This is a genomic window from Brachybacterium sp. (assembly GCF_052095815.1).
Taxonomy (GTDB): domain Bacteria; phylum Actinomycetota; class Actinomycetes; order Actinomycetales; family Dermabacteraceae; genus Brachybacterium.
In genome coordinates, this window is sequence record NZ_JBQDLF010000013.1 from 39,473 (window position 1) to 59,407 (window position 19,935).

Genomic DNA, 19,935 nt, shown 5'->3' on the forward strand with positions numbered 1-19,935 from the left:
AGCTGCCGGCAGTGCCGGTGACCACCCTGACGTGACCACCCTGACGACGTCGAGGCCCGTTGAGGGCCGGGGCATCACCCCGGTGATCAGCGTCCGGAGGTGAGTTCGACCGGCTGCGGAGTGCGCTCGTGGCGGGTGACGTACAGCGCCACCGCACGCCAGCCGAGCATCAGCACGCCGGTCACCACGGCGGTGACGATGATGAAGGACACCTCGGTCCCAGCGGTGAACAGGGTGCGCAGCGCCATCGTGGTCGCGAGCGTGATGCCCCACACGAACACCCCATGCGGCCAGATCCGGAAGGGCGCGCGCCAGGCCCGGATCGCGAGATGGCCCAGCAGCACTCCGAGGGCGAACGGCCAGCCCACCAGGAAGAGGTTCTGTGTGGTCAGCGGCGTGCCGTGCTGCACGAAGCCGATCGCGACGAAGAGCAGGACGACCAGCAGGTCGCCGACCAGGGCACCCAGGGAACGGAACATCGCCCCAGGATACTGACGGACCCCGGAGGCGCCCGTCGTCGCCGCCCGCTCTGTGAAGGGCGCCACGCCGCAGGGAATGCCGCCATGCCCGCGGGGAACGGCGTCATACATGCCGCCGGGCACCTGCAGCGCCTGTCGTCGGCATGGGACACCTCAGCGAGCGGACGACACGGTCGCCAGCAGCCGGTGCGAACTACCATGGAGGCCATGTCCGTGAACCCTGCTCCGACCCTCGACAGCTCCGTGCTGCCCGCCCCGCGGGACGGCATCGCGGGAGCCGCCCCGTACGGCGCTCCCCAGCTCGAGGTCGCGCATGCGCTGAACGTCAACGAGAACCCCTACGGCCCCTCGCCGGAGCTCGCCGCCGCGATCGGCCGCGCCGCGGCGGAGGCCGCCGTGGGCCTGAACAGGTATCCGGATCGGGAGGCGCTGGACCTGCGCGCCGACCTCGGTGCCTATCTCGCCGCAGAATCCGGGATCCCCGCGCCGGACGCCCACGCCGTCTGGGCCGCCAACGGGTCGAACGAGATCATGCACCAGCTGCTGCTGGCCTACGGCGGCCCCGGCCGCACCGCGCTGGGCTTCACCCCGCACTACTCGATGTACCCCGAGTACGCGCGGGACACCTACACCGACTGGGTCACCGCCGAGCGCGGCCCCGCCCCCGACTTCACCCTCACCGCGGAGGCGGTCACCGCGGCGATCGCCGCGCACCGGCCCAGCATCGTGGTACTCACCAGCCCGAACAACCCCACCGGCACCGCGCTCGATCTCGACGTCGTCGAGGCGGCGGCGACCGCGCTCGCAGCGACCCGGGGCCTGCTGGTGGTCGACGAGGCCTACGGGGAGTTCCGCCGGGACGGCGTCCCCAGCGCGCTCACGCTGCTGGGGCGGCACCAGAACCTGGTGGTGGCCCGCACCATGTCCAAGGCCTTCGCACTCGCCGGCGCCCGGCTCGGCTACCTGATCGCCGATCCCGCGATCGTGGACACCGTGCGAGTGGTGCGCCTGCCCTACCACCTCTCCGCCGTCACCCAGGCGGTCGCCCGCACCGCCCTCGCTCACCGTGAGGAGCTGCTGGGCAAGGTCGCGCTGCTGCGCACCGAGCGTGATGCGCTCGCCGAGCACCTTGCCTCGCGCGGCCACGAGGTGGCACCGTCCGATGCGAACTTCATCCTGTTCCGCAGCTTCTCCGACCGTGACTCCGTGTTCGAGGCGCTTCTCGCGCGCGGAGTCCTCATCCGAGCCGTCGGCCCCGCCGGCTGGCTGCGCGTGTCGATCGGCACGCCGGAGAACAACGCCGCATTCCGTACCGCCCTCGAGGAGGCCGACCCCCGATGACCAGCACGCCCAACACGCCCAGCGCCGCCGCCCGCCCGTCGCGCACCGCGACCCTCAGCCGCACCACCCGCGAGTCCTCGATCGAGCTCACCCTCGACATCGACGGCACCGGCCAGGTCGATGTCTCCACCACGGTGCCCTTCTTCGACCACATGCTCACGGCGCTCGCCACCCATGCCCGCTTCGACCTCACGGTCAAGGCGACCGGTGACACGCACATCGACGCCCACCACACCGTGGAGGACACCGCGATCGTGCTCGGCCAGGCGCTGCGCGAGGCCCTCGGCGACAAGCGGGGCATCGCGCGCTTCGGCGACGCGCTGGTCCCGCTGGACGAGTCCCTCGCCCAGGCTGTCGTGGACCTCTCCGGCCGGCCCTACTGCGTGCACTCGGGGGAGAGCGAGGCCCAGGCCACGCACCTCATCGGGGGCCACTTCACCGGCTCGCTGACCCGGCACGTCTTCGAGTCCCTCGCCCACCACGCCGCGATCTGCCTGCACATCCGGCTGATCGAGGGCCGCGATCCCCACCACATCGTCGAAGCCCAGTTCAAGGCCCTCGCTCGCGCGCTCCGTGCTGCGTGCGCGTACGACGACCGCGTCCTGGACGTCCCCTCCACCAAGGGAGCACTGTGATGAGCGCCGTCGATCCCGAGGATCCGCGTCAGGACCGTCCCGGAGAGCAGCCGGAGGGATCCGGCCGTCCCGCCGATGACATCGACGCGGAGTTCGCACGCCTCATGGAAGGCATCTCCCTCGAGGACGATGCCCCGCTGACCGTCGAGGACGTGCTCACCGACACCACGGGCGAGGAAGAGGTGCCCAGCGTCGCGGTGATCGCGACCTCCGTCGCCTCCGCGAAGGCGCTGGCAGGCGTGGTGCGGCTGGGCCGGGAGGCCCGCACCGACGGGATCGACATCCCCGTCGGGACCCGCACCCACGACAGCAGCACCGGCGCGATCGCGATCGGTCCGCTCGCCGAGGCCGCCGCTCATGATCTCGCCGCGATCGCCTCGACCGCCCTGCAGCGCAACGGGATCGTGCTGTTCTGGCGCCGCGGTGACCGCATGACGGCGACCCGGTACAAGAACGGCGAGCGGGGCGAGGACATCTCGCCCGCGATCGTGCTCGGTGCGGTCGACGACCTCGTCGAGGAGCTGCTGCTGGGCGCGACCACCCTCGAGGAGCTGGGGGAGGGGCTGGACCCGTCCGCCCTGAGCCGCTCCGAGGCGCTCGCTTGGATCGCCTACGGGAAGAAGCGCAAGTGACGGAAGAGACCGCCCCCAGCGCCGCCCCGGTCCCCGCAGCCCATGTGGTGGTGCTCGATCATGGCTCCGGCAATGTGCGCTCCGTGGTTCGTGCGCTCGAGGCGGCCGGAGCCGAGGTCGAGCTGACCGCGGACCGTGACCGCGCGCTCACCGCGGATGGACTGGTCGTCCCCGGGGTCGGCGCCTTCGCCGCCACCCTCGAGCAGATCAAGGCCGTCGGAGGGGACCGCATCATCGAGCGGCGCCTCGCCGGGGGCCGCCCGGTCCTGGGCATCTGCGTGGGTCTGCAGGTCATGTTCGAGACCGGCGCCGAGCACGGTGAACGCACCCGCGGGCTGGGACAGTGGCCCGGAGAGGTGACCCGCCTGGAGGCGGCGGTCGTGCCCCATATGGGCTGGAACACCGTCGATGCCGCCGAGGGCACCGCCCTCTTCGAGGACATCACCGAGGAGCGCTTCTACTTCGTGCACTCCTACGCCGCGCGGCGCTGGGAGATGGAGCAGATCGGCTCGCTCGCCGCACCCAAGGTGAGCTGGTCCGAGCACGGGGGCGACCGCTTCATCGCCGCCGTCGAGAACGGTGCGCTCACCGCCACCCAGTTCCACCCGGAGAAGTCCGGCGATGCCGGAGCGAAGCTGCTGGCCAACTGGCTCCGCACCCTCCCGCGCTACGAGAGGGAGACCGTCTCATGATGGTCGCGTTCCTGACCCTGTTCGCCGGCGGCATGCTGCTCGGCGGCGCCTGGTCGTTCTACCGCTCGAAGAAGCCCTGGTGGTCGAGCGTCGGCCTGCTGCTGCTCGGACTGATCTGCTTCGGCATCTCCATCTGGCGCATCCAGACCGGTTGAGCCGGAGACCCTCATCCGGCTCCGCTGCACCTGCGCCCACCCTTTTCTCTGGGATCACTTCCTCCGAGATCACTTTCTTCTGAGACCACTTCACCACCGTCCGGGCCATCGTCCGACCACCGCTTCCAGGAGGCACCCCATGACCGCTCCCGTGCTCGAGCTGCTCCCCGCCGTCGACGTCCAGGACGGCCAGGCCGTCCGGCTCGTCCAGGGCGAGGCCGGAACCGAGACCGCCTACGGTGCCCCGCTGGACGCGGCACTGACCTTCCAGGAGGGCGGCGCGAGCTGGCTGCACCTGGTGGACCTCGACGCCGCCTTCGGCCGCGGCACCAATGCCGCACTGCTCGCCGAGGTGGTCGCAGCCGTCGACATGAACGTCGAGCTCTCCGGCGGGATCCGCGATGACGAGTCGCTCGCCGCGGCGCTCGCCACCGGCTGCCGCCGCGTCAACCTCGGCACCGCCGCGCTCGAGAACCCGGAGTGGACCGCAGAGATCCTCGCCGAGCACGGCGACCGCATCGCCGTCGGCCTCGACGTGCGCGGCACCACTCTGGCGGCCCGCGGCTGGACCCGCGACGGCGGCGACCTCTGGGAGACCCTCGAGCGGCTCGACGAGGCCGGCTGCCAGCGCTACGTCGTCACCGACGTCACCAAGGACGGCACCTTGCGCGGACCCAACCTCGAGCTGCTGGCCGAAGTGTGCTCGCGCACGGAGGCGAAGGTGGTCGCCTCGGGCGGGATCTCCTCCCTCGACGACCTGCGCGCCCTGCGCGAGCTGGTCTCGGCCGGCGTCGAGGGCGCGATCGTCGGCAAGGCCCTGTACGCGCAGGCGTTCACGATGGGCGAGGCGCTCGACGTCGCGGGCCGCCCATGAGCCCGGCGCAGGAGCACGACCGCCCTGGGGCCCCGGCCGGGGCAGCCGGAGGTGCCCTGCCAGATGCGTCAGCGGAGCCCGCCGATCGCACCGAGCAGATCCACCGGACGCTGCCCGCCCATTTCCGTGAGAAGTCGCCGCTGACGGACACCGCCGGAGTCTCCTGGGAGGGACGGGACTACACCGTCAGCCCCTTTCCCGCCGATGATGGCAGCGCACCCGCGGCAGTGACCGCGGCCCTCGCCGCGCATCGGGCCGGGCAGGACCCCCACCGGCAGGAGCTGGTCTCCGCCCTCGCCGCAGCCCGGGTGCTGGTGCCGATCATGGCGGTCGCCACCGAGACCGGCACCACGGCCCACGGGCTCACCGGCGACAACGGCGCCGACATGGCGATGGTCTCGATCACGGCGCCCGACGGCACGACGGTGCTGCCGCTGTTCACCTCGGTGGCGGCCCTCGCCGCCTGGCGCACCGACGCCAGGCCGGTGCCGGTCATCGCCCCGCAGGCTGCGCAGGCAGCGGTGCAGGAGGGCTGCACGGCCCTGCTCCTCGACCCCGCGACCCCGGCAGCGGAGGGCGGACCGGTGCTGCTGCCGCGCTCGGTGCTGTGGGCGCTGGCCCAGGGGAGGGAGTGGATCCCTCCGCACCAGGATCCGGAACTGGCCGAAGTGCTGGACAGGGTTGCCTCCGACTCCTCTGACGAGGTGCTCGCATTGACCGCGCGGGCTGGAGAACGGGCCGAGGTGGATCTCCAGCTCCGACTGCGCCCCGGGCTCACCGCGCCCGCGGTGCGTCAGGCAGTCGATGAGGTCACGGCACGCCTCGGCGCCGAGCAGCTGGTCGCCGAGCGGATCAGCTCGCTCCGCCTCGTCCTCGGCTCCTGACCCCAGGGTCTCCCCGAGCCCTGCAGGCTCCTAGCGTCTCCCCGGGCCGTGCGGGCTTCTAGGAACTCCCCGGGCCCAGCGGGGCTCCCAGAAACCCCAGGGGCCCGGGCCCCCGCAGCTCCCGGGAACCCCTTGCAACTCTTCGCGTTCCAGGCACGACGCACCCGCGGTCGACGACGCGTGGTCAGGAACCCTCGAGGTCAGGAGACGCGGCCGGTGTACTTCTCGCCCGGCGCCTCACCGGGGGCGTCCGGGAAGGGGAGCGCCTCGGCGAATGCCAGCTGGAGCGAGCGCAGGCCGTCACGCAGCGAGCGGGCATGCTCGTTGCCGATCTCCGGAGCCGCGGCGGTCACGAGACCGGCCAGGGCGTTGATCAGCTTCCGGGCCTCGTCGAGGTCCTGGTACTGACCGGTCTCCTCGTCCTCCGCGAGCCCGACCTTCACGGCCGCAGCGCTCAGCAGGTGCACGCAGGCGGAGGTGATGATCTCCACCGCGGCGACGTCGGCGATATCGCGGAGCTCCTCAGCGCCTGCGGCGGGAGCCTCGGCGTGATCGGCGTGATCGGCGTGATCGGCGTGATCGGCGTGATCGGCATGGCTCGCGTGGTCGGTGTGCCCGGAGTGGTCGTGGTGCTGGTGATCGTTCACGTCTGCAGAGATCCTTCGTGGTCGGTGGTGCACGCCCGGTGCGGGCGCGCGGGGTGGTGGTGTGGGGCGGTGATCAGCTTCCCAGAGGAAGGGTCCCGGCCTCGTCCACCATGCCGAAAGTGAAGTGCAGGCCGGTGGGCTGGGTGCCGATGGGGACGTCGTAGACCTTGTGGAAGGTGGCGGTGCTCTCCGGGGAGACCACTCCGAAGGGTCGGCTGTCCGCGACGAAGTTCGCGCTCGCGTCTGAGTCGGGAGCGTAGGTCTGGCCGTCGCCCGCCTCGAGCTCCACCAGCTCTGCAATGTCCACGCTCGTGTCGCGCGGGTTCTCGACCTCGAAGATCACGACGATGTATTCACCCTCGGGCTCCATGGTCGAGCCCGGAGTGCCGACCTTGCGTACACCGATCTCGGTGCTCACCTCCGTGATGGTCACCTCGCCGATCTGCACCTGCCCGGGGCCGGCTGGATCCTGCGCCGTCCCGGTCGCGGGCGCCGACGGGGCCGACGAACCGGCTGCGGGTGCGGCGGGCGAGAGCGCCCGGAAGGCGAGCACCCCGCCACCGACGATGACCACCAGCAGCAGGACGGCGATCACCGAGATCCCTGCGATGAGCAGGCCACGCCGGCTCCTCCCGGCGGGCAGGGCTTCCTTCGGCGGCGCAGGCCGACGGTTGGGCCTGGCCGGCCGCGGCGGTGGCGTGGGGAATCCCTCGGGAACAGGACGGAGCACTGCTCGAGGCGCCGTGCGCAGAGCGGTCACCGGCCGGATGCCGGTGGCGGGGACCTGCCCGGTGCCGCTGTCGGCGGGGGCCCCGGGTACCGCGGCGGAGGTCTCCTCGCCGGCGGAGAAGTCGGCGGCGGGTGCCTCATCCGCGTCGAATGCTGCGGAGGGTGCATCGTCCTCCGCGATTCCGGAGTCGGCGGCGCGAGCACCGCCGGTTCCCGCGGCATCGAGCGGTGTCTGCCCGTAGCCGTAGTCATGGGACTCGGGGGAGGGCGTGCTGGGGACGGGACGACCGGGGAGGTCGTCCCCGCCGGACGCATCGCGGTCGGTCTCCACCAGCACTCCTTGTTGTCGCAGCATGCGGGCGCGACGCACATCACCTGGACTGCGGCCGCACTCCTGCTAGGATAGACGATTGGAACAGGTCGAGACCCTCGTCTTCAGTTCCTTCAAGTGGAGTCCCTTCCCACCTCGTGGCGATCAGCCCGTGAGCCTACCGGCCCGCGAGCGCACAGCTGCTGGGTCAGTATCGCAGTCAGGCAGCAATGCCTGTACCGCGCTGTGGCGCGTGCACCTGGGGCCTCCGCATGATAATGCGGGGGCTTTCGTCGTCTTCCGACTCGAATCAAGGTGAGGAGCCAACATCAGCGAACAGCGCATCAATGGTCAGATCAGGGTCCCCAAGGTCCTCCTGGTCGGGCCCGCCGGCGAGCAGGTCGGTGAGGTCCGTGTCGAGGACGCCCTGCGTCTCGCACAGGAATCAGGCCTCGATCTCGTCGAGGTCGCGCCCGGCGCGAATCCGCCGGTCGCGCGTCTGATGGATTACGGCAAGTACAAGTACGAAGCCAACCTGAAGGCCCGTGAGTCGCGCAAGAACCAGGCGAACACGGTCCAGAAGGAAATCCGTATGGGCCTGAAGATCGATACCCATGACTACGACACCAAGCGCCGCAATGTTGAGAAGTTCCTTGACGGTGGCGACAAGGTCAAGGTCATCATTCGCTTCCGTGGTCGTGAGCAGTCCCGTCCCGAGAGGGGCGTCAAGCTTCTCGGTCGTATGGCCGAGGACGTCGCCGACTACGGCTTCGTCGAGTCGCATCCGCGGCAGGACGGCCGCAACATGGTGATGGTCTTCGGGCCTCACAAGAAGAAGGCCCAGGCCATGGCCGAGGCCCGCAAGCGCAAGACCGATGCTGAGAAGGCTGCTGCTCGGAGCGAGGACGAGAAGTCCGCTCCCACGGCTGAGGCCGACACCAGCGCCGAGTCCTGAGAAACGTCACAAGGAGAACAGGCAGATGCCGAAGAACAAGACCCACTCGGGTACCAAGAAGCGCGTCCGCGTCACCGGCTCGGGCAAGCTCATGCGCGAGAAGGCCAATGCCCGCCACCTGCTGGAGCACAAGTCCTCCACCCGCAAGCGCCGTCTCGGCAACGACACCTCTGTCGCCAAGGCCGATGTCAAGCGTATGAAGAAGCTGCTGGGCCGCTGATCGCCCACGTGGGAGCACTGCTCCCGCGCCCCTGAATTTACGATCGAAGGAGTATCACGTGGCACGCGTGAAGCGGGCGGTAAACGCCCATAAGAAGCGTCGGGAAATCCTGGAGCAGGCCAGCGGCTACCGCGGTCAGCGCTCTCGCCTGTACCGCAAGGCGAAGGAGCAGGTGCTGCACTCGCAGACCTACAACTTCCGCGACCGCAAGAAGCGCAAGGGCAACTTCCGTCAGCTCTGGATCCAGCGCATCAACGCTGCGGCCCGCGCCAACGGCATGACCTACAACCGCCTCATCCAGGGCCTCGGCCTGGCCGGCGTCGAGGTCGACCGCCGCATGCTCGCAGAGCTCGCCGTCAACGACGCCCCGGCATTTGCCGCCCTGGTCGAGGTCGCGAAGAACGCCCTCCCCGAGGACGTCAACGCCCCGGCAGCCTGACATCGCGGCATCTGTTGCGAAGAACCGCAATGCCTGAGCGCCCGGATCAGTCTCCGCTCACCTCTGCCCGCTCCGAGCGGGTGAAGAAGGTGGCGGCGCTGACCGGGCGCTCTGCACGTCGTAAGCAGGGCAGGTTCCGCATCGAAGGACCCCAGTCGGCCCGCTCGCTGCTCGCGCACCGGCCGGAGCTGGCCCTCGAGGTCTTCCTCACCGAGCGTGCGGCCACGGGCCACCCCGAGCTGATCGAGCTGGCCCGCGCCGCCGGGGTACCCGTACGCACCGTCGATGAGCAGATCCTGCGCGCCCTGGTCCGTGACACCGCAGCGACCAGCTCAGCGGGGGCCACGGACGCCCCCGGCGCCCCGGAAGCACTCGGTGCCTCCGGTACTGCCGGTGTTGCCGGTGCCTCAGGTTCCCTGGTCTCCCCGCAGGGGGTCGTCGCCGTCGGCGCCCTGCCCGCCGAGGACCCGTCGGCCGCCGCAGCAGCCCTGGGCGCGCTGCCACCCGAGGGTCCCGTCACCGTCGCAGTGCTCCACGAGGTTCGCGACCCCGGCAACGTCGGCACCCTGATCCGCACGGCGGACGCCGCCGGCGCCGACCTGGTGCTGCTGACCCGCACCAGCGCCGACCCCTACGCACCCAAGGCGGTGCGCGCCGCCGTCGGCAGCCTGTTCCACCTCCCCGTGCTCACCGGCGCCGAGATCGAGGACGTGCTCGCGCAGCTCGCCGCCACCTCCATCGCCGCCGCCGCCACCAGCGGGTACGCCGACTCCGAGCTCTTCACCGCGGCGCTTCCCGCGCGGATCGCCTGGATCTTCGGCAACGAGGCACGCGGCCTGGACGAGGCCACCCTCGCCGCCGCCCCGTTGACCGTGCGGATCCCCCTGGCCGGGCACGCCGAATCGCTCAACGTCCACACCGCCGCGACCGTCTGCCTCTTCGAGACGCTCCGGCGCCGACAGGCAGGGGCATGAACGCCGTCTCCCAGCGCGCCGGCGCCCTCGCACTTCCTATCCTCCTGCTCCTCACCGTCGCCGCCGCCCTGGCGGGCATGGCAGCCACCGGAGCCCTCGCCCCTGCCGAACTCGTCCCCGCCTCTCCGCTGGTCACCTGGGGCCTGCCGGTCGTACGTGCACTGCACCACCTGGGCCTGCTGCTCGCCATCGGGGCCGGTGGAACCGCAGTGCTGCTGCTGCCGGGTCCCGGTCGCCGCCAAGTGACCACCCTGGATCCGCTGCGCCGCCGGACCGTGCGCCTCGGCGCCGCGGGAGCGCTGCTGTGGGCGGCGGCCTCCCTCGCCCTGATCCCGCTGGTCGGACTGGAAGCCACCGGCGCCGGCAGCGACCTCAACCTCTGGGACGTGGCGATGGGTGGTGAGCTGGGCCGGATCCAGCTGAGCATCACCGTCTTCGCGGCGCTGTCCGCTCTCGCCTATGCGCTCGCGCGCTCCACGGTGCTGGCCAGCTGGGGGCTGGCCCTCGCCGGGGTCGGCGCCGCCGCGCTGGGGCTCGCCGGGCATGCCGGCTCCAGCCTCGACCACATCAACGCCGTCAATGCGATGTCGGTGCACCTGGTGGCGGTCAGCGTCTGGGCCGGGGGGCTGCTGGTGCTCTTCCTGCTCGATGCCCGCATGGACGAGACGCAGATGGCCACCGCGATCCGCCGGTTCTCGCCCTGGGCGCTGGCGGCCGTGGCAGCCCTCGCGCTCAGCGGGCTGATCAGCGCGTGGATCCGGATGTCCCACTGGTCCGAGCTGCTCACCACCGGCTATGGCCGGGTGGTGCTGATCAAGGCGCTGGGCCTGCTCACTCTCGCCGTGCTGGGTGCTCTGCAGCGGCGACGGCTGGGGGAGCGGATCCGATTCCGTCACCTCGTCGCGACCGAGGGCCTGGTGATGGCCGCGGTGATCGGTGCGTCGATCGCCCTGGGCCGCTCCGCTCCGCCGGTCCCGCAGGAGATCCCCGCCGTGGGGGAGCTGCGGGTCCTGGCCCTGGTGGGCTACCTCCCGCCGGAGCGCGAGTTCTCGCCCGGCACCCTGTTCACCGTGTTCCAGCCCGACTGGATCGCTCTCGCCCTGGCCGTGACGATGGCCGGCCTGTACGTGACCGGCGTGGTGCGTCTGACCCGTCGCGGGGATGTCTGGCCGTGGATCCGGACCGCGTGCTTCCTGGCGGGCTGTCTCGCCTTCGCCTGGGTGATGAACGGCGGCGCTGCGGCCTGGGGCAAGTTCCGCTTCGACGCGCACATGATCCAGCACATGGCGATGATGATGATCGTGCCGCCGCTGTGGGTGCTCGGCGGCCCGGTCACGCTGCTGTCCCGCGCGGTCGCGCCCCGCACCGACGGCTCCCGCGGCGTGCGCGAATGGGTGCTGGCCGCTCTGCACTCCAGCTATTCCCGGCTGGTCTCCTCCCCGCCGGTGGCCGGGTTCCTCTTCGTGGGCTCGTTGATCGTCTTCTACTTCTCGCCCCTGTTCGAGCTGGCCATGGAGCACCACGTCGGGCATCTGCTGATGACGGTGCACTTCCTCGCCTCCGGCTACCTGTTCGCCTGGGTGCTGATCGGCGTCGACCCCTCCCAGAAGCCGATCAACCCGGTGCTGAAACTGATCACCCTGCTGGTCACCCTCGCGTTCCACGCCTTCTTCGGGGTGGCCATGGTCTCGGCGACCTGGCTGGTCGCGGAGGACTGGTACACCCAGCTCGGGATGTACCCGTTGGATCGGCTCGAGCTGATCCAGGTGCGCGGCGGCACCATCATGTGGGCGATCTCGGAGGTCCCGACCGTCGGCTACGCGATCATCGTCGCGGCGATGTGGATGAAGTCCGACGACCGCCGAGCACGCCAGTACGACCGCAAGGCGGAGCGCGACGGCGGCGCGGAGCTCGCGGCCTACAACGCCTATCTGGCGCAGCTGCGGGGTGAGAGCGATCTGGACCCGGCGGAGGAGCCGGCGGCCACAGCGGAGTCCGGCGTCGCGTCCGTCGCTGACGCCGACGAGGCGGGCGGCGCTGAGCGCGGGGACGCGGCCGACGGCGAGGCGGTCCGGCCGTCCGCTGAACAGGGGACCCCTCCTACGAACGGCCCGCAGACCGCATGAGCCACGATGCGCGGGGTCGGGTCCTCCGCTTCAGCCCCATGACTCTCGACGCGGCCCGGGTTCGTCAGCGCGGACCCCACCGAGGACGGTGAGGCCTGTGAGATCAGCCTGGGTCTGCACCCGGATCTCACGGGCTGCGGCCGCGGCTCCGCCTTCCTCGCCGCCGGGCTGCAGCAGCTCCGTCGCTCGGAGATGCCTGATCGCATCGTGCTGAGCGTCGCCGCGTTCAACATCCGGGCGAACAGCGCGTAGGAGGGTGCCGGATTCGAGGACATCGAACGGCATGCCCCGCGCACCGATGGCGGGTCCATGACGTCGTCCGCACGGAGCTGCGGAGACGCTGAGCACCGCTGACGCGAGGGCAGACAGAGCTCGGATGCACGCGCGCCCGACGCAGAACGGCGGCGATCGTCCGGAGATGATCGCCGCCGCTCCCGTGCTCAGCCGGGTCAGCTCAGCGAGGGCCCGTCAGTGCGGGACTCAGAGCCAGTCGCCCTGGGCCGCCCGCTTCTCTGTGCCGATGGTGGTGTCGGGGCCGTGGCCGGTGTGCACCACCGTGTCCTCGGGCAGCGCGAACAGCCGCTCCCGCACGGACTCCTCGATCGTCTCCCGGGAGGAGAAGGAGCGCCCGGTGGCACCGGGACCGCCCTGGAACAGGGTGTCGCCGGTGAACACGGCGCCCAGCTCCTCGGAGTAGTAGCAGGTCGAGCCGGGGGAGTGGCCCGGGGTGTGCAGCGCCTCGAGGTTCACCCCCGCGATCGTGAACATGTCGCCGTCGGCGACGTCGTCGTCCCAGGGCAGGTCGCCATGGGTGAGCTGCCAGACCTCGCGGTCCGCGGGGTTCAGCAGGATCGGTGCCTCGAGCGCCTCGGACAGCTCGGGGGCCATCCGCACGTGGTCGTCGTGGGCGTGGGTGAGCAGGATGCCCACGCACTCCCGGTTGCCGACCAGATCGAGCACGGTGTCGAGATCATGCGGGGCATCGAAGACCACGCACTGCTCGTCATCGCCGAGCACCCAGACGTTGTTGTCCACCTGATGGGTCTCGCCGTCGAGGCTGAAGGTTCCCGAGGTGACGGCGTGCGCGAGCCGGGCGGTCATCGGCCGATCACCGCCACGGTGCGCAGGGTGTCGCCCTCGTGGAGCGCATCCAGGGAGCCGTCGACCCCGGCGAGGTCGGTGCGACCGGTGACGAAGCGGTCCAGGGGGAGTCGTCCCTGCAGGAAGAGGTCGATGAGATACGGGAAGTCCCGCTCGGGGAGGCAGTCCCCGTACCAGGAGGACTTCAGCGACCCGCCCCGGCCGAAGACATCCAGCAGCGGCAGGGTGAGCTCCACCCCCGGGCGCGGCACGCCCACCAGCACCACGCGGCCGGCGAGGTCTCGGGAGTAGAAGGCGGTCTCGTAGGTCTGCGGAATGCCCACGGCGTCCACGACCACGTCAGCGCCGAAGCCGCCGGTGAGCTCCTGGACCTTCTCGGCCACCTGCTGGGGGGAGAGGCCCTGGGTGAGCACGGTGTGGGTGGCGCCCAGCTCCTTCGCGGCGGCGAGCTTCTTCTCGTCGACGTCGAGCCCGATGATCGTGGTCGCGCCGGCGAGCTTCGCCCCGGCGATCGCGGCGCAGCCCACGCCGCCCAGACCGATCACCGCGAGGGATTCGCCCCGCTGCACGGCGCCGGTGTTGATCGCGGCGCCGATGCCCGCCATCACGCCGCAGCCCAGGAGGCCGGCGACCTCGGCAGGGGCGTCCTCGGAGACCTTCGTGCACTGTCCCTCATGGACCAGGGTCTTCTCCGCGAAGGAGCCGATGCCCAGCGCCGCGGTGAGCTCGGTGCCGTCGGTGAGGGTCGTGGGCTTGGAGGCGTTGTGGGTGTCGAAGCAGTACTGCGGTACGCCCTTCTTGCAGGCACGGCACTGCCCGCAGACGGCCCGCCAGTTCAGCACCACGTAGTCGCCGACCTCCACGTGGGTGACGTTCTCACCGATCACGGAGACGCGGCCGGCGGATTCGTGCCCCAGCAGGAAGGGGAACTCGTCGTTGATCCCGCCGTCGCGGTAGGCGAGGTCGGTGTGGCAGACGCCGGTCGCCTCGATGTCGACCACGACATCGTTCGGGCCGGGGTCGGGGATCACGATGTCGAGCAGCTCGGCGGGCTGCTTCTCACTGCGGGCGACGACGCCCTTCACGGTCCAGGTCATGCTGGCCTCCTTCGAGGTCGGGGTTTGCCCACCAGCCTATCCGCGCTGATCACCCGATGACTGGAGCCGTCCCGATGAGGTGCGTCGCGTCGTCGGCGGTTGTGCTCCCCGGGCAGTCGCCGCACCTCCTAGAATGGCGTGCGGTGCCCGCGCCGCAGTTCCCGCACCTTGGTGCCCGTGCCCTCCTGCCCCCGGACGAAAGCGATACCTGTGTCCGAGTCATCCTCGACTCCCGCCGCCCCGGCCCTCGACGAGGCGACCATCGGTGACGCCATCGATGCCGCGCTCTCCGCGATCGCCGCGGCCGCCTCCACCGCCGAGCTCAAGCAGGTCCGCATCGAGCATGTCGGTGACGCCAGCGTGCTCTCGAGCGCGAACCGCGCCATCAAGGACCTCCCCAAGGAGCAGAAGGCCGCCGCCGGCAAGCTGGTCGGCCAGGGCAAGGGTCGCGTCCAGAAGCAGCTCGCCGCCCGCCAGCAGGAGCTCGCCGCCGCCGAGGAGGAGGCCGCCCTCGCTGCGGAGACGGTCGACGTCACCCTCCCCACGGACCTGCGTCCCCGCGGCGCCTCGCATCCGCTGACGGTGCTGCAGGACCGGATCAACGACTTCTTCGTCGGCATCGGCTGGGAGATCGCCGAGGGCCCGGAGATCGAATCCTCCTGGCTGAACTTCGATGCCCTGAACGCTGACCCGGAGCACCCCTCGCGTTCCCTGCAGGACACCCTGTATGTCGCGCCCGAGGGCTCCGGGATGCTGCTGCGCACCCAGACCTCGCCGGTGCAGATCCGCGCTATGCTCGAGCGTGGCGCTCCGCTGTATGTCGCCTGCCCCGGCACCGTCTACCGGGCCGACGAGATCGACGCGACCCACTCGCCGATGTTCCACCAGGTCGAGGGCCTCGCGATCGACAAGGGCCTGACGATGGCGAATCTCGTGGGCACCCTCGACGCCTTCGCCGCGCACATCTTCGGCGGGGCGCCGATCACGCGCCTGCGCCCGAACCACTTCCCCTTCACCGAGCCCAGCGCCGAGATGGACTTCCGCTGCTTCAGCTGCGAGGCGCGCGAGGGCCTGGACCACGAGGCGGACCCGAACTGCCGGGTGTGCGGCGGTACCGGATGGATCGAGATGGGCGGCTGCGGCATGGTCCACCCAAATGTCCTGCGCGCGGCCGGCGTGGACCCCGAGGAGTACCAGGGCTTCGCCTTCGGCCTGGGGATCGAGCGCATCCTCATGCTCCGCAACAGCGTGGCGGACATGCGCGACATGGTGGAGGGCGACGTCCGCTTCTCCCAGCACTACGGTACGGAGATCTGAGATGCCCCGCATTCCCCTGACCTGGCTCGCCGAGCACACCGAGCTGACCGCCGGCGCCTCCGCCCAGCAGGTCGCCACCGACCTCTCCCGCGTGGGACTCGAAGAGGAAGCGATCTTCGGCGCCCAGGTGTCCGGTCCGCTCGTCGTCGGCCGCGTGCTGGAACTCGTCAAGGAGCCCCAGAAGAACGGCAAGACCATCAACTGGGTGCGCGTGGACGTCGGCCCCGAGCACAACGAGGACGCCGACAACCCCAAGGACCCCCAGCCGGGCGAGGAGCGCCCCAGCCGCGGCATCATCTGCGGCGCGCACAACTTCGTCGAGGGCGACCTGGTGGTGGTCTCCCTGCCCGGCACCGTGCTGCCCGGCGACTTCGCGATCGCGGCCCGCAGAACCTACGGCCACACCTCCGACGGGATGATCTGCTCCGGCGACGAGCTGGGGCTGGGGGAGGACCCCTCCGGCGAGGACGGCATCATCGTGCTGGGCCGCGGCCACGCCGAGGGCCTGACCGGCGAGCCCGGCGATGATGCGATCGCGCTGCTCGGTCTCGCCGACGAGGTCGTCGAGGTCAACGTGACCCCGGACCGCGGCTACTGCTTCTCCATGCGCGGCGTGGCCCGCGAGTACTCCCACGCGACCGGCGCCAGCTTCACCGACCCGGTCACGAGCGTGGACGTCCCGCAGGCCGAAGCGGGCGGAGTCGCCGTCCAGCTGCGCGACCAGGCCCCGCTCCGTGAGGTCGCGGGCTGCTCGCGCTTCGTCGCCCTCGAGGTGCGCGACGTGGACCCTGCCGCCCAGACCCCGCGCTGGATGGCCCGCCGCCTGACCCTCGCGGGCATGCGACCGATCTCGCTGATCGTCGACGTCACGAACTACGTGATGCTCGATCTCGGACAGCCGCTGCACGCCTACGACGCCGACAAGGTCGTCGCCCCGATCGTGGTGCGCCGCGCCCGCCAGGGGGAGAAGCTCACCACCCTGGACGACGTCACCCGCACCCTGGATCCCGAGGACCTGCTGATCACCGACAGCGACGGCGGCGAGGGCGCACGCATCCTCGGCATCGCCGGAGTGATGGGCGGCGAATCCACCGAGGTCTCCGCGGCGACGACCAACATCGTGCTGGAGGCAGCGACCTTCCACTCGATCTCGGTGGCACGCTCCGCGCGCCGTCACCGCCTGCCCTCGGAAGCCTCCAAGCGCTTCGAGCGCGGTGTGGATCCCCAGCTCCCGCTCGCGGCCGCCTACCGCGCCGCCCAGCTGATCGTGGAGTTCGGCGGCGGCGAGATCGCCACCTCCATCACCGACGAGGGCGGAGTGCCGGGGCCCGCCGCGCCCATCTCACTCCCGCTCGGGGACGCTGAACGGGTGGTCGGCATCGCCTACACCCCGGAGCAGGTGCGCGGCAGCCTCGAGAACATCGGCTGCGTCGTCGAAGACGAGACAGGAGGTGGCGGCGAGGGCACCCTCGCTGTCACCCCGCCCACCTGGCGCCCGGACCTCACCATCCGGGAGGATCTGATCGAGGAGATCGCCCGCCTGGTGGGCTACGAGACGATCCCGTCGATCCTGCCCACCGCCCCCGGAGGCCGCGGGCTCACCCGGGCCCAGCGTGCGCGTCGCGACGCGAACCGTGCGCTCGCCGAGGCCGGTCTCATCGAGGTCACCTCCTACCCCTTCGTGGGAGAGGGCATCTTCGACGCCCTGCGCTACGAGACCGGTGATGCCCGGCGCGAGGCCGTGCGACTGCTGAACCCGCTGGCCGACGACGAGCCGCTGATGCGCACCTCCCTGCTGCAGACCCTGCTGCCGGTGGCACGCAGGAACCTCGGCCGCGGGGAGGAGTCGGTGGAGATCTTCCAGCTCGGCACCGCTTCCCGCTCCCGTGGTGAGGGCCTGCGCTCGCCGGTGCCCGCGGCCGCGCAGCGTCCCACCGACGCCGAGCTCGAGGAGGTCCTCGCCGCGCTGCCGGTGCAGACCCGCACTCTCGCCGCCGTGGTCGGCGGGGCGTCCGGCCCGGATTCCTGGCAGGGCGAGGTCGCGCCCTGGGGCTGGGCCGACGCCTTCGAGCTCGCGCGCCGCACGGCCGCGGCCGTCGGCGCCGCGCTCGAGGTGCGCCAGGTCGAGCACGCTCCCTTCCACCCCGGCCGCGCCGGCGAGCTGCGAGTCCTCACCACCGACGGGGAGAGCACGGTGATCGGCCATGCCGGTGAGCTGCACCCCGCCGTGGTCAAGGAGTTCGGCCTCCCGGCACGCACCAGCGCATTCGAGCTCGACCTCGAGGCGCTGATCGCCGCGGCCCCGGCCGTCGTCACCGCGACCCCGGTGCCCACCTATCCGGTGGCCAAAGAGGACTTCGCCTTCGTGGTCGATCAGGACGTCCCCGCAGCGGCCGTCGAGGCCGCGATCATCGTGGGCATCGGCGACCTCGCCGAGAACGTCCACCTGTTCGACGTCTTCACCGGTGAGCAGATCGGCGAGGGGAAGAAGTCGCTCGCCTTCGCGGTGCGGCTGCGCTCCACCGAGGGCACTCTGAGCGCGGAGCAGATCGGTGAGGCGCGCAAGCGCTGCATCGCCGCCGTCGACGCCGCCGTCGGAGGAGTGCTTCGCGCATGAGCTCGACGCCTCCGGCCACCGGTCCCGCGCCGACACCGCCCGTGCCGGTGCGGAACGGGACCATCGCCTGGGCGCTGGGCTTCCTCGCGTACTTCCCGATCCCCTTCGTGGGGCTGCTGATCGCCGGGATCACCCAGCTCATCGTCGGCCTCCGCCAGCGCAAGCATGGCGGACTCGCCGGAGTCAACGGCGTGCGCGCCGCGAACTGGGGCCTGACCCAGCTGTGCTGGCCGGTGCTGATGGCGCTCACGATGCTGATCGCGGTGCTCACCGGAGCTCCCTCTCCCACCGGGGACGGGATGATGTTCCACCCCGTGATGAACGTGCTCGTCTTCACGGTGCTGGGACTCTTCTTCATCGTGTGCCTGCTGCAGGCGGTCTACGCGATCGTCGGCACGGTGGTGGCGTCCAAGGGTCGGCGGGTGGGGCTGCCCGTGATCCCGTTCCTGCGCGCCCCGCGCGGCTGAGGATCCGCAGGAAGAGCGCACAGGTCGCCCAGAACCGGGCACGCGCCGGAGATATCGTCCCGGTCACGTCGACCTGACTGGCTGTTCATGCATTCGGCTGTATATACTTCCGGCATGATGTCCGTAACCGGTGACGCCGTCCGCTCCTCGCTCCAGGGCGATCTGTCCGTGGGGAACAGCGCGCGGCGACCCCGCGTCGCCGTCGTCGGCGCCTCCGGATACGCCGGGGGAGAGACCCTCCGACTGCTCGCCTCCCACCCGGGCGTCGAGATCGCGACCGTGGCGGCGCATTCGAGCGCGGGCAAGCACCTCAGCGAGGTCGCCCCGCACATCGACCTCGGTCACGACCCCGTGCTGGCCGAGACGAGCGTGGACACCCTGCGCGGCCATGACGTGGTCGTGCTCGCGCTGCCCCACGGCCAGTCGGGACAGATCGCCGCCGCGCTGCGCGCCGAGGACCCCGATGTGCTGGTCCTCGACCTCGGCGCCGACCACCGGCTCGAGAACTCCGAGGACTGGAGCGAGTACTACGGCAGCGAGCACTCCGGCACCTGGACCTACGGCATGCCCGAACTGCCGCTGGCAGACGGCACGCGCCAGCGCGATCTGCTGGTCGGCGCCCGGGAGATCGCAGTGCCCGGCTGCAACGCCACCGCCGTCTCCCTCGCGCTCGCACCGCTGGTGCGCGCCGGGCTCGTGGACGCCGCGCAGCTCAGCGCTGTGCTTCCGGTCGGCTACTCCGGCGCCGGCCGCGCGGCCAAGCAGCACCTGATGTTCGCCGAAGCCTCCGGCAACGCCGCCCCGTATGCCGTCGGCGGCAGTCACCGGCACGTCCCCGAGGTGCTGCAGAACCTCCGCCGCGCCACGGGTGAGACGGGCCAGCGCCTCACCTTCACCCCGGTGCTGGTGCCCATGAGCCGCGGGATCCTCGCCGTGTGCACCGCGCCCGTCGCAGAGGGCGCCACCACCGCCGATCTGCTCGGCGCCCTGCAGGCCGACTACGCGGACGAGCACTTCGTGACCGTCCTGCCGGAGGGAGTCTTCCCCGCCACCGGCGAGGTGACCGGCGCGAACACGCTCCGCATCGGCGCCGCAGTGGATCGCCACAGCGGCCAGGCCACCGTGATCTCCGCATTGGACAACCTCGTCAAGGGCACCGCCGGAGCGGCGATCCAGTCGATGAACCTCGCGCTGGGCCTGCCTGAGGGCACCGGCCTGACCCGGACCGCGCTCGCCCCCTGAGC

21 protein-coding genes and 1 pseudogene are annotated in these 19,935 nt (G+C 71.1%); 17 read left to right on the forward strand and 5 right to left on the reverse strand.

Annotation, left to right across the window (positions count from 1 at the left end; genetic code table 11):
- Window positions 1-86 precede the first annotated feature (86 nt).
- Window positions 87-479, reverse strand: a complete 393-nt coding sequence (locus ACTH43_RS07570; RefSeq protein ID WP_441444314.1) for a DUF3054 domain-containing protein — start codon at window positions 477-479, stop codon at window positions 87-89.
- Between the two features lie 207 nt (window positions 480-686).
- Between ACTH43_RS07570 and ACTH43_RS07575 the strand changes: the two genes are divergently transcribed.
- The 7 genes from ACTH43_RS07575 (at window position 687) to ACTH43_RS07605 (ending at window position 5,692) form a co-directional block, all read left to right on the forward strand.
- Entirely contained in the window at window positions 687-1,820 is a 1,134-nt protein-coding gene (locus tag ACTH43_RS07575) for a histidinol-phosphate transaminase (RefSeq protein WP_441444315.1), read from the forward strand.
- A complete protein-coding gene (gene hisB / locus ACTH43_RS07580; protein ID WP_441444316.1) occupies window positions 1,817-2,455 on the forward strand; it encodes an imidazoleglycerol-phosphate dehydratase HisB in 639 nt (212 codons plus the stop codon). Before ACTH43_RS07575 ends, hisB begins: the two co-directional genes overlap by 4 nt.
- Window positions 2,455-3,087 carry a hypothetical protein gene (locus ACTH43_RS07585; RefSeq protein WP_441444317.1) on the forward strand — a complete coding sequence of 211 codons (633 nt, stop codon included), beginning with the start codon at window positions 2,455-2,457 and terminating at the stop codon, window positions 3,085-3,087. The genes hisB and ACTH43_RS07585 overlap by 1 nt, the downstream gene beginning before the upstream one ends.
- On the forward strand, window positions 3,084-3,779 hold the full coding sequence (gene hisH / locus ACTH43_RS07590) for an imidazole glycerol phosphate synthase subunit HisH (RefSeq protein ID WP_441444318.1): 696 nt from the start codon (window positions 3,084-3,086) through the stop codon (window positions 3,777-3,779). Before ACTH43_RS07585 ends, hisH begins: the two co-directional genes overlap by 4 nt.
- Window positions 3,776-3,934 (forward strand): hypothetical protein, encoded by a 159-nt coding sequence (locus ACTH43_RS07595; protein ID WP_441444319.1) that lies wholly within the window; start codon window positions 3,776-3,778, stop codon window positions 3,932-3,934. Before hisH ends, ACTH43_RS07595 begins: the two co-directional genes overlap by 4 nt.
- Window positions 3,935-4,073: 139 nt before the next feature.
- Complete coding sequence (priA, locus tag ACTH43_RS07600; RefSeq protein ID WP_441444320.1) at window positions 4,074-4,808, forward strand: bifunctional 1-(5-phosphoribosyl)-5-((5-phosphoribosylamino)methylideneamino)imidazole-4-carboxamide isomerase/phosphoribosylanthranilate isomerase PriA; 735 nt, start codon at window positions 4,074-4,076, stop codon at window positions 4,806-4,808.
- Complete coding sequence (locus ACTH43_RS07605; protein WP_441444321.1) at window positions 4,805-5,692, forward strand: SseB family protein; 888 nt, start codon at window positions 4,805-4,807, stop codon at window positions 5,690-5,692. The genes priA and ACTH43_RS07605 overlap by 4 nt, the downstream gene beginning before the upstream one ends.
- 200 nt (window positions 5,693-5,892) lie before the next feature.
- Here the strand turns inward: ACTH43_RS07605 and ACTH43_RS07610 are convergent, their stop codons facing one another.
- Both ACTH43_RS07610 and ACTH43_RS07615 read right to left on the reverse strand, forming a co-directional pair.
- Complete coding sequence (locus tag ACTH43_RS07610) at window positions 5,893-6,201, reverse strand: DUF1844 domain-containing protein (RefSeq protein ID WP_441444339.1); 309 nt, start codon at window positions 6,199-6,201, stop codon at window positions 5,893-5,895.
- Window positions 6,202-6,412: 211 nt separating this feature from the next.
- Window positions 6,413-7,399 (reverse strand): hypothetical protein, encoded by a 987-nt coding sequence (locus ACTH43_RS07615; protein WP_441444322.1) that lies wholly within the window; start codon window positions 7,397-7,399, stop codon window positions 6,413-6,415.
- A 355-nt stretch (window positions 7,400-7,754) separates the two neighbouring features.
- On the opposite strand from ACTH43_RS07615, the gene infC reads away from it, so the two are divergent.
- From infC to ACTH43_RS07645, 6 genes and pseudogenes are all read left to right on the forward strand, one after another.
- Window positions 7,755-8,333 carry a translation initiation factor IF-3 gene (gene infC / locus ACTH43_RS07620; RefSeq protein WP_441444340.1) on the forward strand — a complete coding sequence of 193 codons (579 nt, stop codon included), beginning with the start codon at window positions 7,755-7,757 and terminating at the stop codon, window positions 8,331-8,333.
- A gap of 25 nt (window positions 8,334-8,358) precedes the next feature.
- On the forward strand, window positions 8,359-8,553 hold the full coding sequence (gene rpmI, locus ACTH43_RS07625) for a 50S ribosomal protein L35 (RefSeq protein ID WP_441444323.1): 195 nt from the start codon (window positions 8,359-8,361) through the stop codon (window positions 8,551-8,553).
- Window positions 8,554-8,611: 58 nt separating this feature from the next.
- Window positions 8,612-8,992, forward strand: a complete 381-nt coding sequence (gene rplT / locus ACTH43_RS07630; RefSeq protein ID WP_096802603.1) for a 50S ribosomal protein L20 — start codon at window positions 8,612-8,614, stop codon at window positions 8,990-8,992.
- Window positions 8,993-9,021: 29 nt separating this feature from the next.
- Window positions 9,022-9,966 (forward strand): TrmH family RNA methyltransferase, encoded by a 945-nt coding sequence (locus ACTH43_RS07635; RefSeq protein WP_441444324.1) that lies wholly within the window; start codon window positions 9,022-9,024, stop codon window positions 9,964-9,966.
- A complete protein-coding gene (locus ACTH43_RS07640; protein WP_441444325.1) occupies window positions 9,963-12,092 on the forward strand; it encodes a cytochrome c oxidase assembly protein in 2,130 nt (709 codons plus the stop codon). Before ACTH43_RS07635 ends, ACTH43_RS07640 begins: the two co-directional genes overlap by 4 nt.
- Before the next feature lie 69 nt (window positions 12,093-12,161).
- A pseudogene (locus tag ACTH43_RS07645) lies at window positions 12,162-12,344 on the forward strand (hypothetical protein); the annotation flags it as partial.
- Window positions 12,345-12,572: 228 nt separating this feature from the next.
- On the opposite strand, the gene ACTH43_RS07650 reads toward ACTH43_RS07645, so the two are convergent.
- The gene (locus ACTH43_RS07650) at window positions 12,573-13,193 is read right to left on the reverse strand and encodes an MBL fold metallo-hydrolase (RefSeq protein WP_441444326.1); all 621 of its coding nucleotides are present in this window, start codon (window positions 13,191-13,193) and stop codon (window positions 12,573-12,575) included.
- Entirely contained in the window at window positions 13,190-14,290 is a 1,101-nt protein-coding gene (locus tag ACTH43_RS07655; RefSeq protein ID WP_441444327.1) for an S-(hydroxymethyl)mycothiol dehydrogenase, read from the reverse strand. Before ACTH43_RS07655 ends, ACTH43_RS07650 begins: the two co-directional genes overlap by 4 nt.
- A 210-nt stretch (window positions 14,291-14,500) precedes the next feature.
- Here ACTH43_RS07655 and pheS point away from each other — a divergent pair, with 210 nt between their 5' ends.
- The 4 genes from pheS to argC all read left to right on the forward strand — a co-directional run bounded on the left by pheS (window position 14,501) and on the right by argC (window position 19,933).
- Complete coding sequence (gene pheS, locus ACTH43_RS07660; protein ID WP_441444328.1) at window positions 14,501-15,607, forward strand: phenylalanine--tRNA ligase subunit alpha; 1,107 nt, start codon at window positions 14,501-14,503, stop codon at window positions 15,605-15,607.
- Between the two features lies 1 nt (window position 15,608).
- Window positions 15,609-18,224: a phenylalanine--tRNA ligase subunit beta gene (gene pheT / locus ACTH43_RS07665; protein ID WP_441444329.1), complete on the forward strand. Its 2,616-nt coding sequence runs from the start codon at window positions 15,609-15,611 to the stop codon at window positions 18,222-18,224.
- Window positions 18,221-18,691, forward strand: coding sequence for a hypothetical protein (locus tag ACTH43_RS07670; protein WP_441444330.1), 471 nt, complete (start codon window positions 18,221-18,223; stop codon window positions 18,689-18,691). Before pheT ends, ACTH43_RS07670 begins: the two co-directional genes overlap by 4 nt.
- A gap of 117 nt (window positions 18,692-18,808) precedes the next feature.
- A complete protein-coding gene (gene argC, locus ACTH43_RS07675; RefSeq protein ID WP_441444341.1) occupies window positions 18,809-19,933 on the forward strand; it encodes an N-acetyl-gamma-glutamyl-phosphate reductase in 1,125 nt (374 codons plus the stop codon).
- Window positions 19,934-19,935 lie beyond the last annotated feature (2 nt).

Excerpts from the sequence above, each read along its gene's own strand:
- ACTH43_RS07570 (WP_441444314.1), bottom strand. The coding sequence starts at position 479 with ATGTTCCGTTCCCTGGGTGCCCTGGTCGGCGACCTGCTGGTCGTCCTG.
- ACTH43_RS07575 (WP_441444315.1), top strand. The coding sequence starts at position 687 with ATGTCCGTGAACCCTGCTCCGACCCTCGACAGCTCCGTGCTGCCCGCC.
- hisB (WP_441444316.1), top strand. The coding sequence starts at position 1,817 with ATGACCAGCACGCCCAACACGCCCAGCGCCGCCGCCCGCCCGTCGCGC.
- ACTH43_RS07585 (WP_441444317.1), top strand. The coding sequence starts at position 2,455 with ATGAGCGCCGTCGATCCCGAGGATCCGCGTCAGGACCGTCCCGGAGAG.
- ACTH43_RS07595 (WP_441444319.1), top strand. The coding sequence starts at position 3,776 with ATGATGGTCGCGTTCCTGACCCTGTTCGCCGGCGGCATGCTGCTCGGC.
- priA (WP_441444320.1), top strand. The coding sequence starts at position 4,074 with ATGACCGCTCCCGTGCTCGAGCTGCTCCCCGCCGTCGACGTCCAGGAC.
- ACTH43_RS07605 (WP_441444321.1), top strand. The coding sequence starts at position 4,805 with ATGAGCCCGGCGCAGGAGCACGACCGCCCTGGGGCCCCGGCCGGGGCA.
- rpmI (WP_441444323.1), top strand. The coding sequence starts at position 8,359 with ATGCCGAAGAACAAGACCCACTCGGGTACCAAGAAGCGCGTCCGCGTC.
- ACTH43_RS07635 (WP_441444324.1), top strand. The coding sequence starts at position 9,022 with ATGCCTGAGCGCCCGGATCAGTCTCCGCTCACCTCTGCCCGCTCCGAG.
- ACTH43_RS07640 (WP_441444325.1), top strand. The coding sequence starts at position 9,963 with ATGAACGCCGTCTCCCAGCGCGCCGGCGCCCTCGCACTTCCTATCCTC.
- ACTH43_RS07650 (WP_441444326.1), bottom strand. The coding sequence starts at position 13,193 with ATGACCGCCCGGCTCGCGCACGCCGTCACCTCGGGAACCTTCAGCCTC.
- ACTH43_RS07655 (WP_441444327.1), bottom strand. The coding sequence starts at position 14,290 with ATGACCTGGACCGTGAAGGGCGTCGTCGCCCGCAGTGAGAAGCAGCCC.
- pheT (WP_441444329.1), top strand. The coding sequence starts at position 15,609 with ATGCCCCGCATTCCCCTGACCTGGCTCGCCGAGCACACCGAGCTGACC.
- ACTH43_RS07670 (WP_441444330.1), top strand. The coding sequence starts at position 18,221 with ATGAGCTCGACGCCTCCGGCCACCGGTCCCGCGCCGACACCGCCCGTG.
- argC (WP_441444341.1), top strand. The coding sequence starts at position 18,809 with ATGTCCGTAACCGGTGACGCCGTCCGCTCCTCGCTCCAGGGCGATCTG.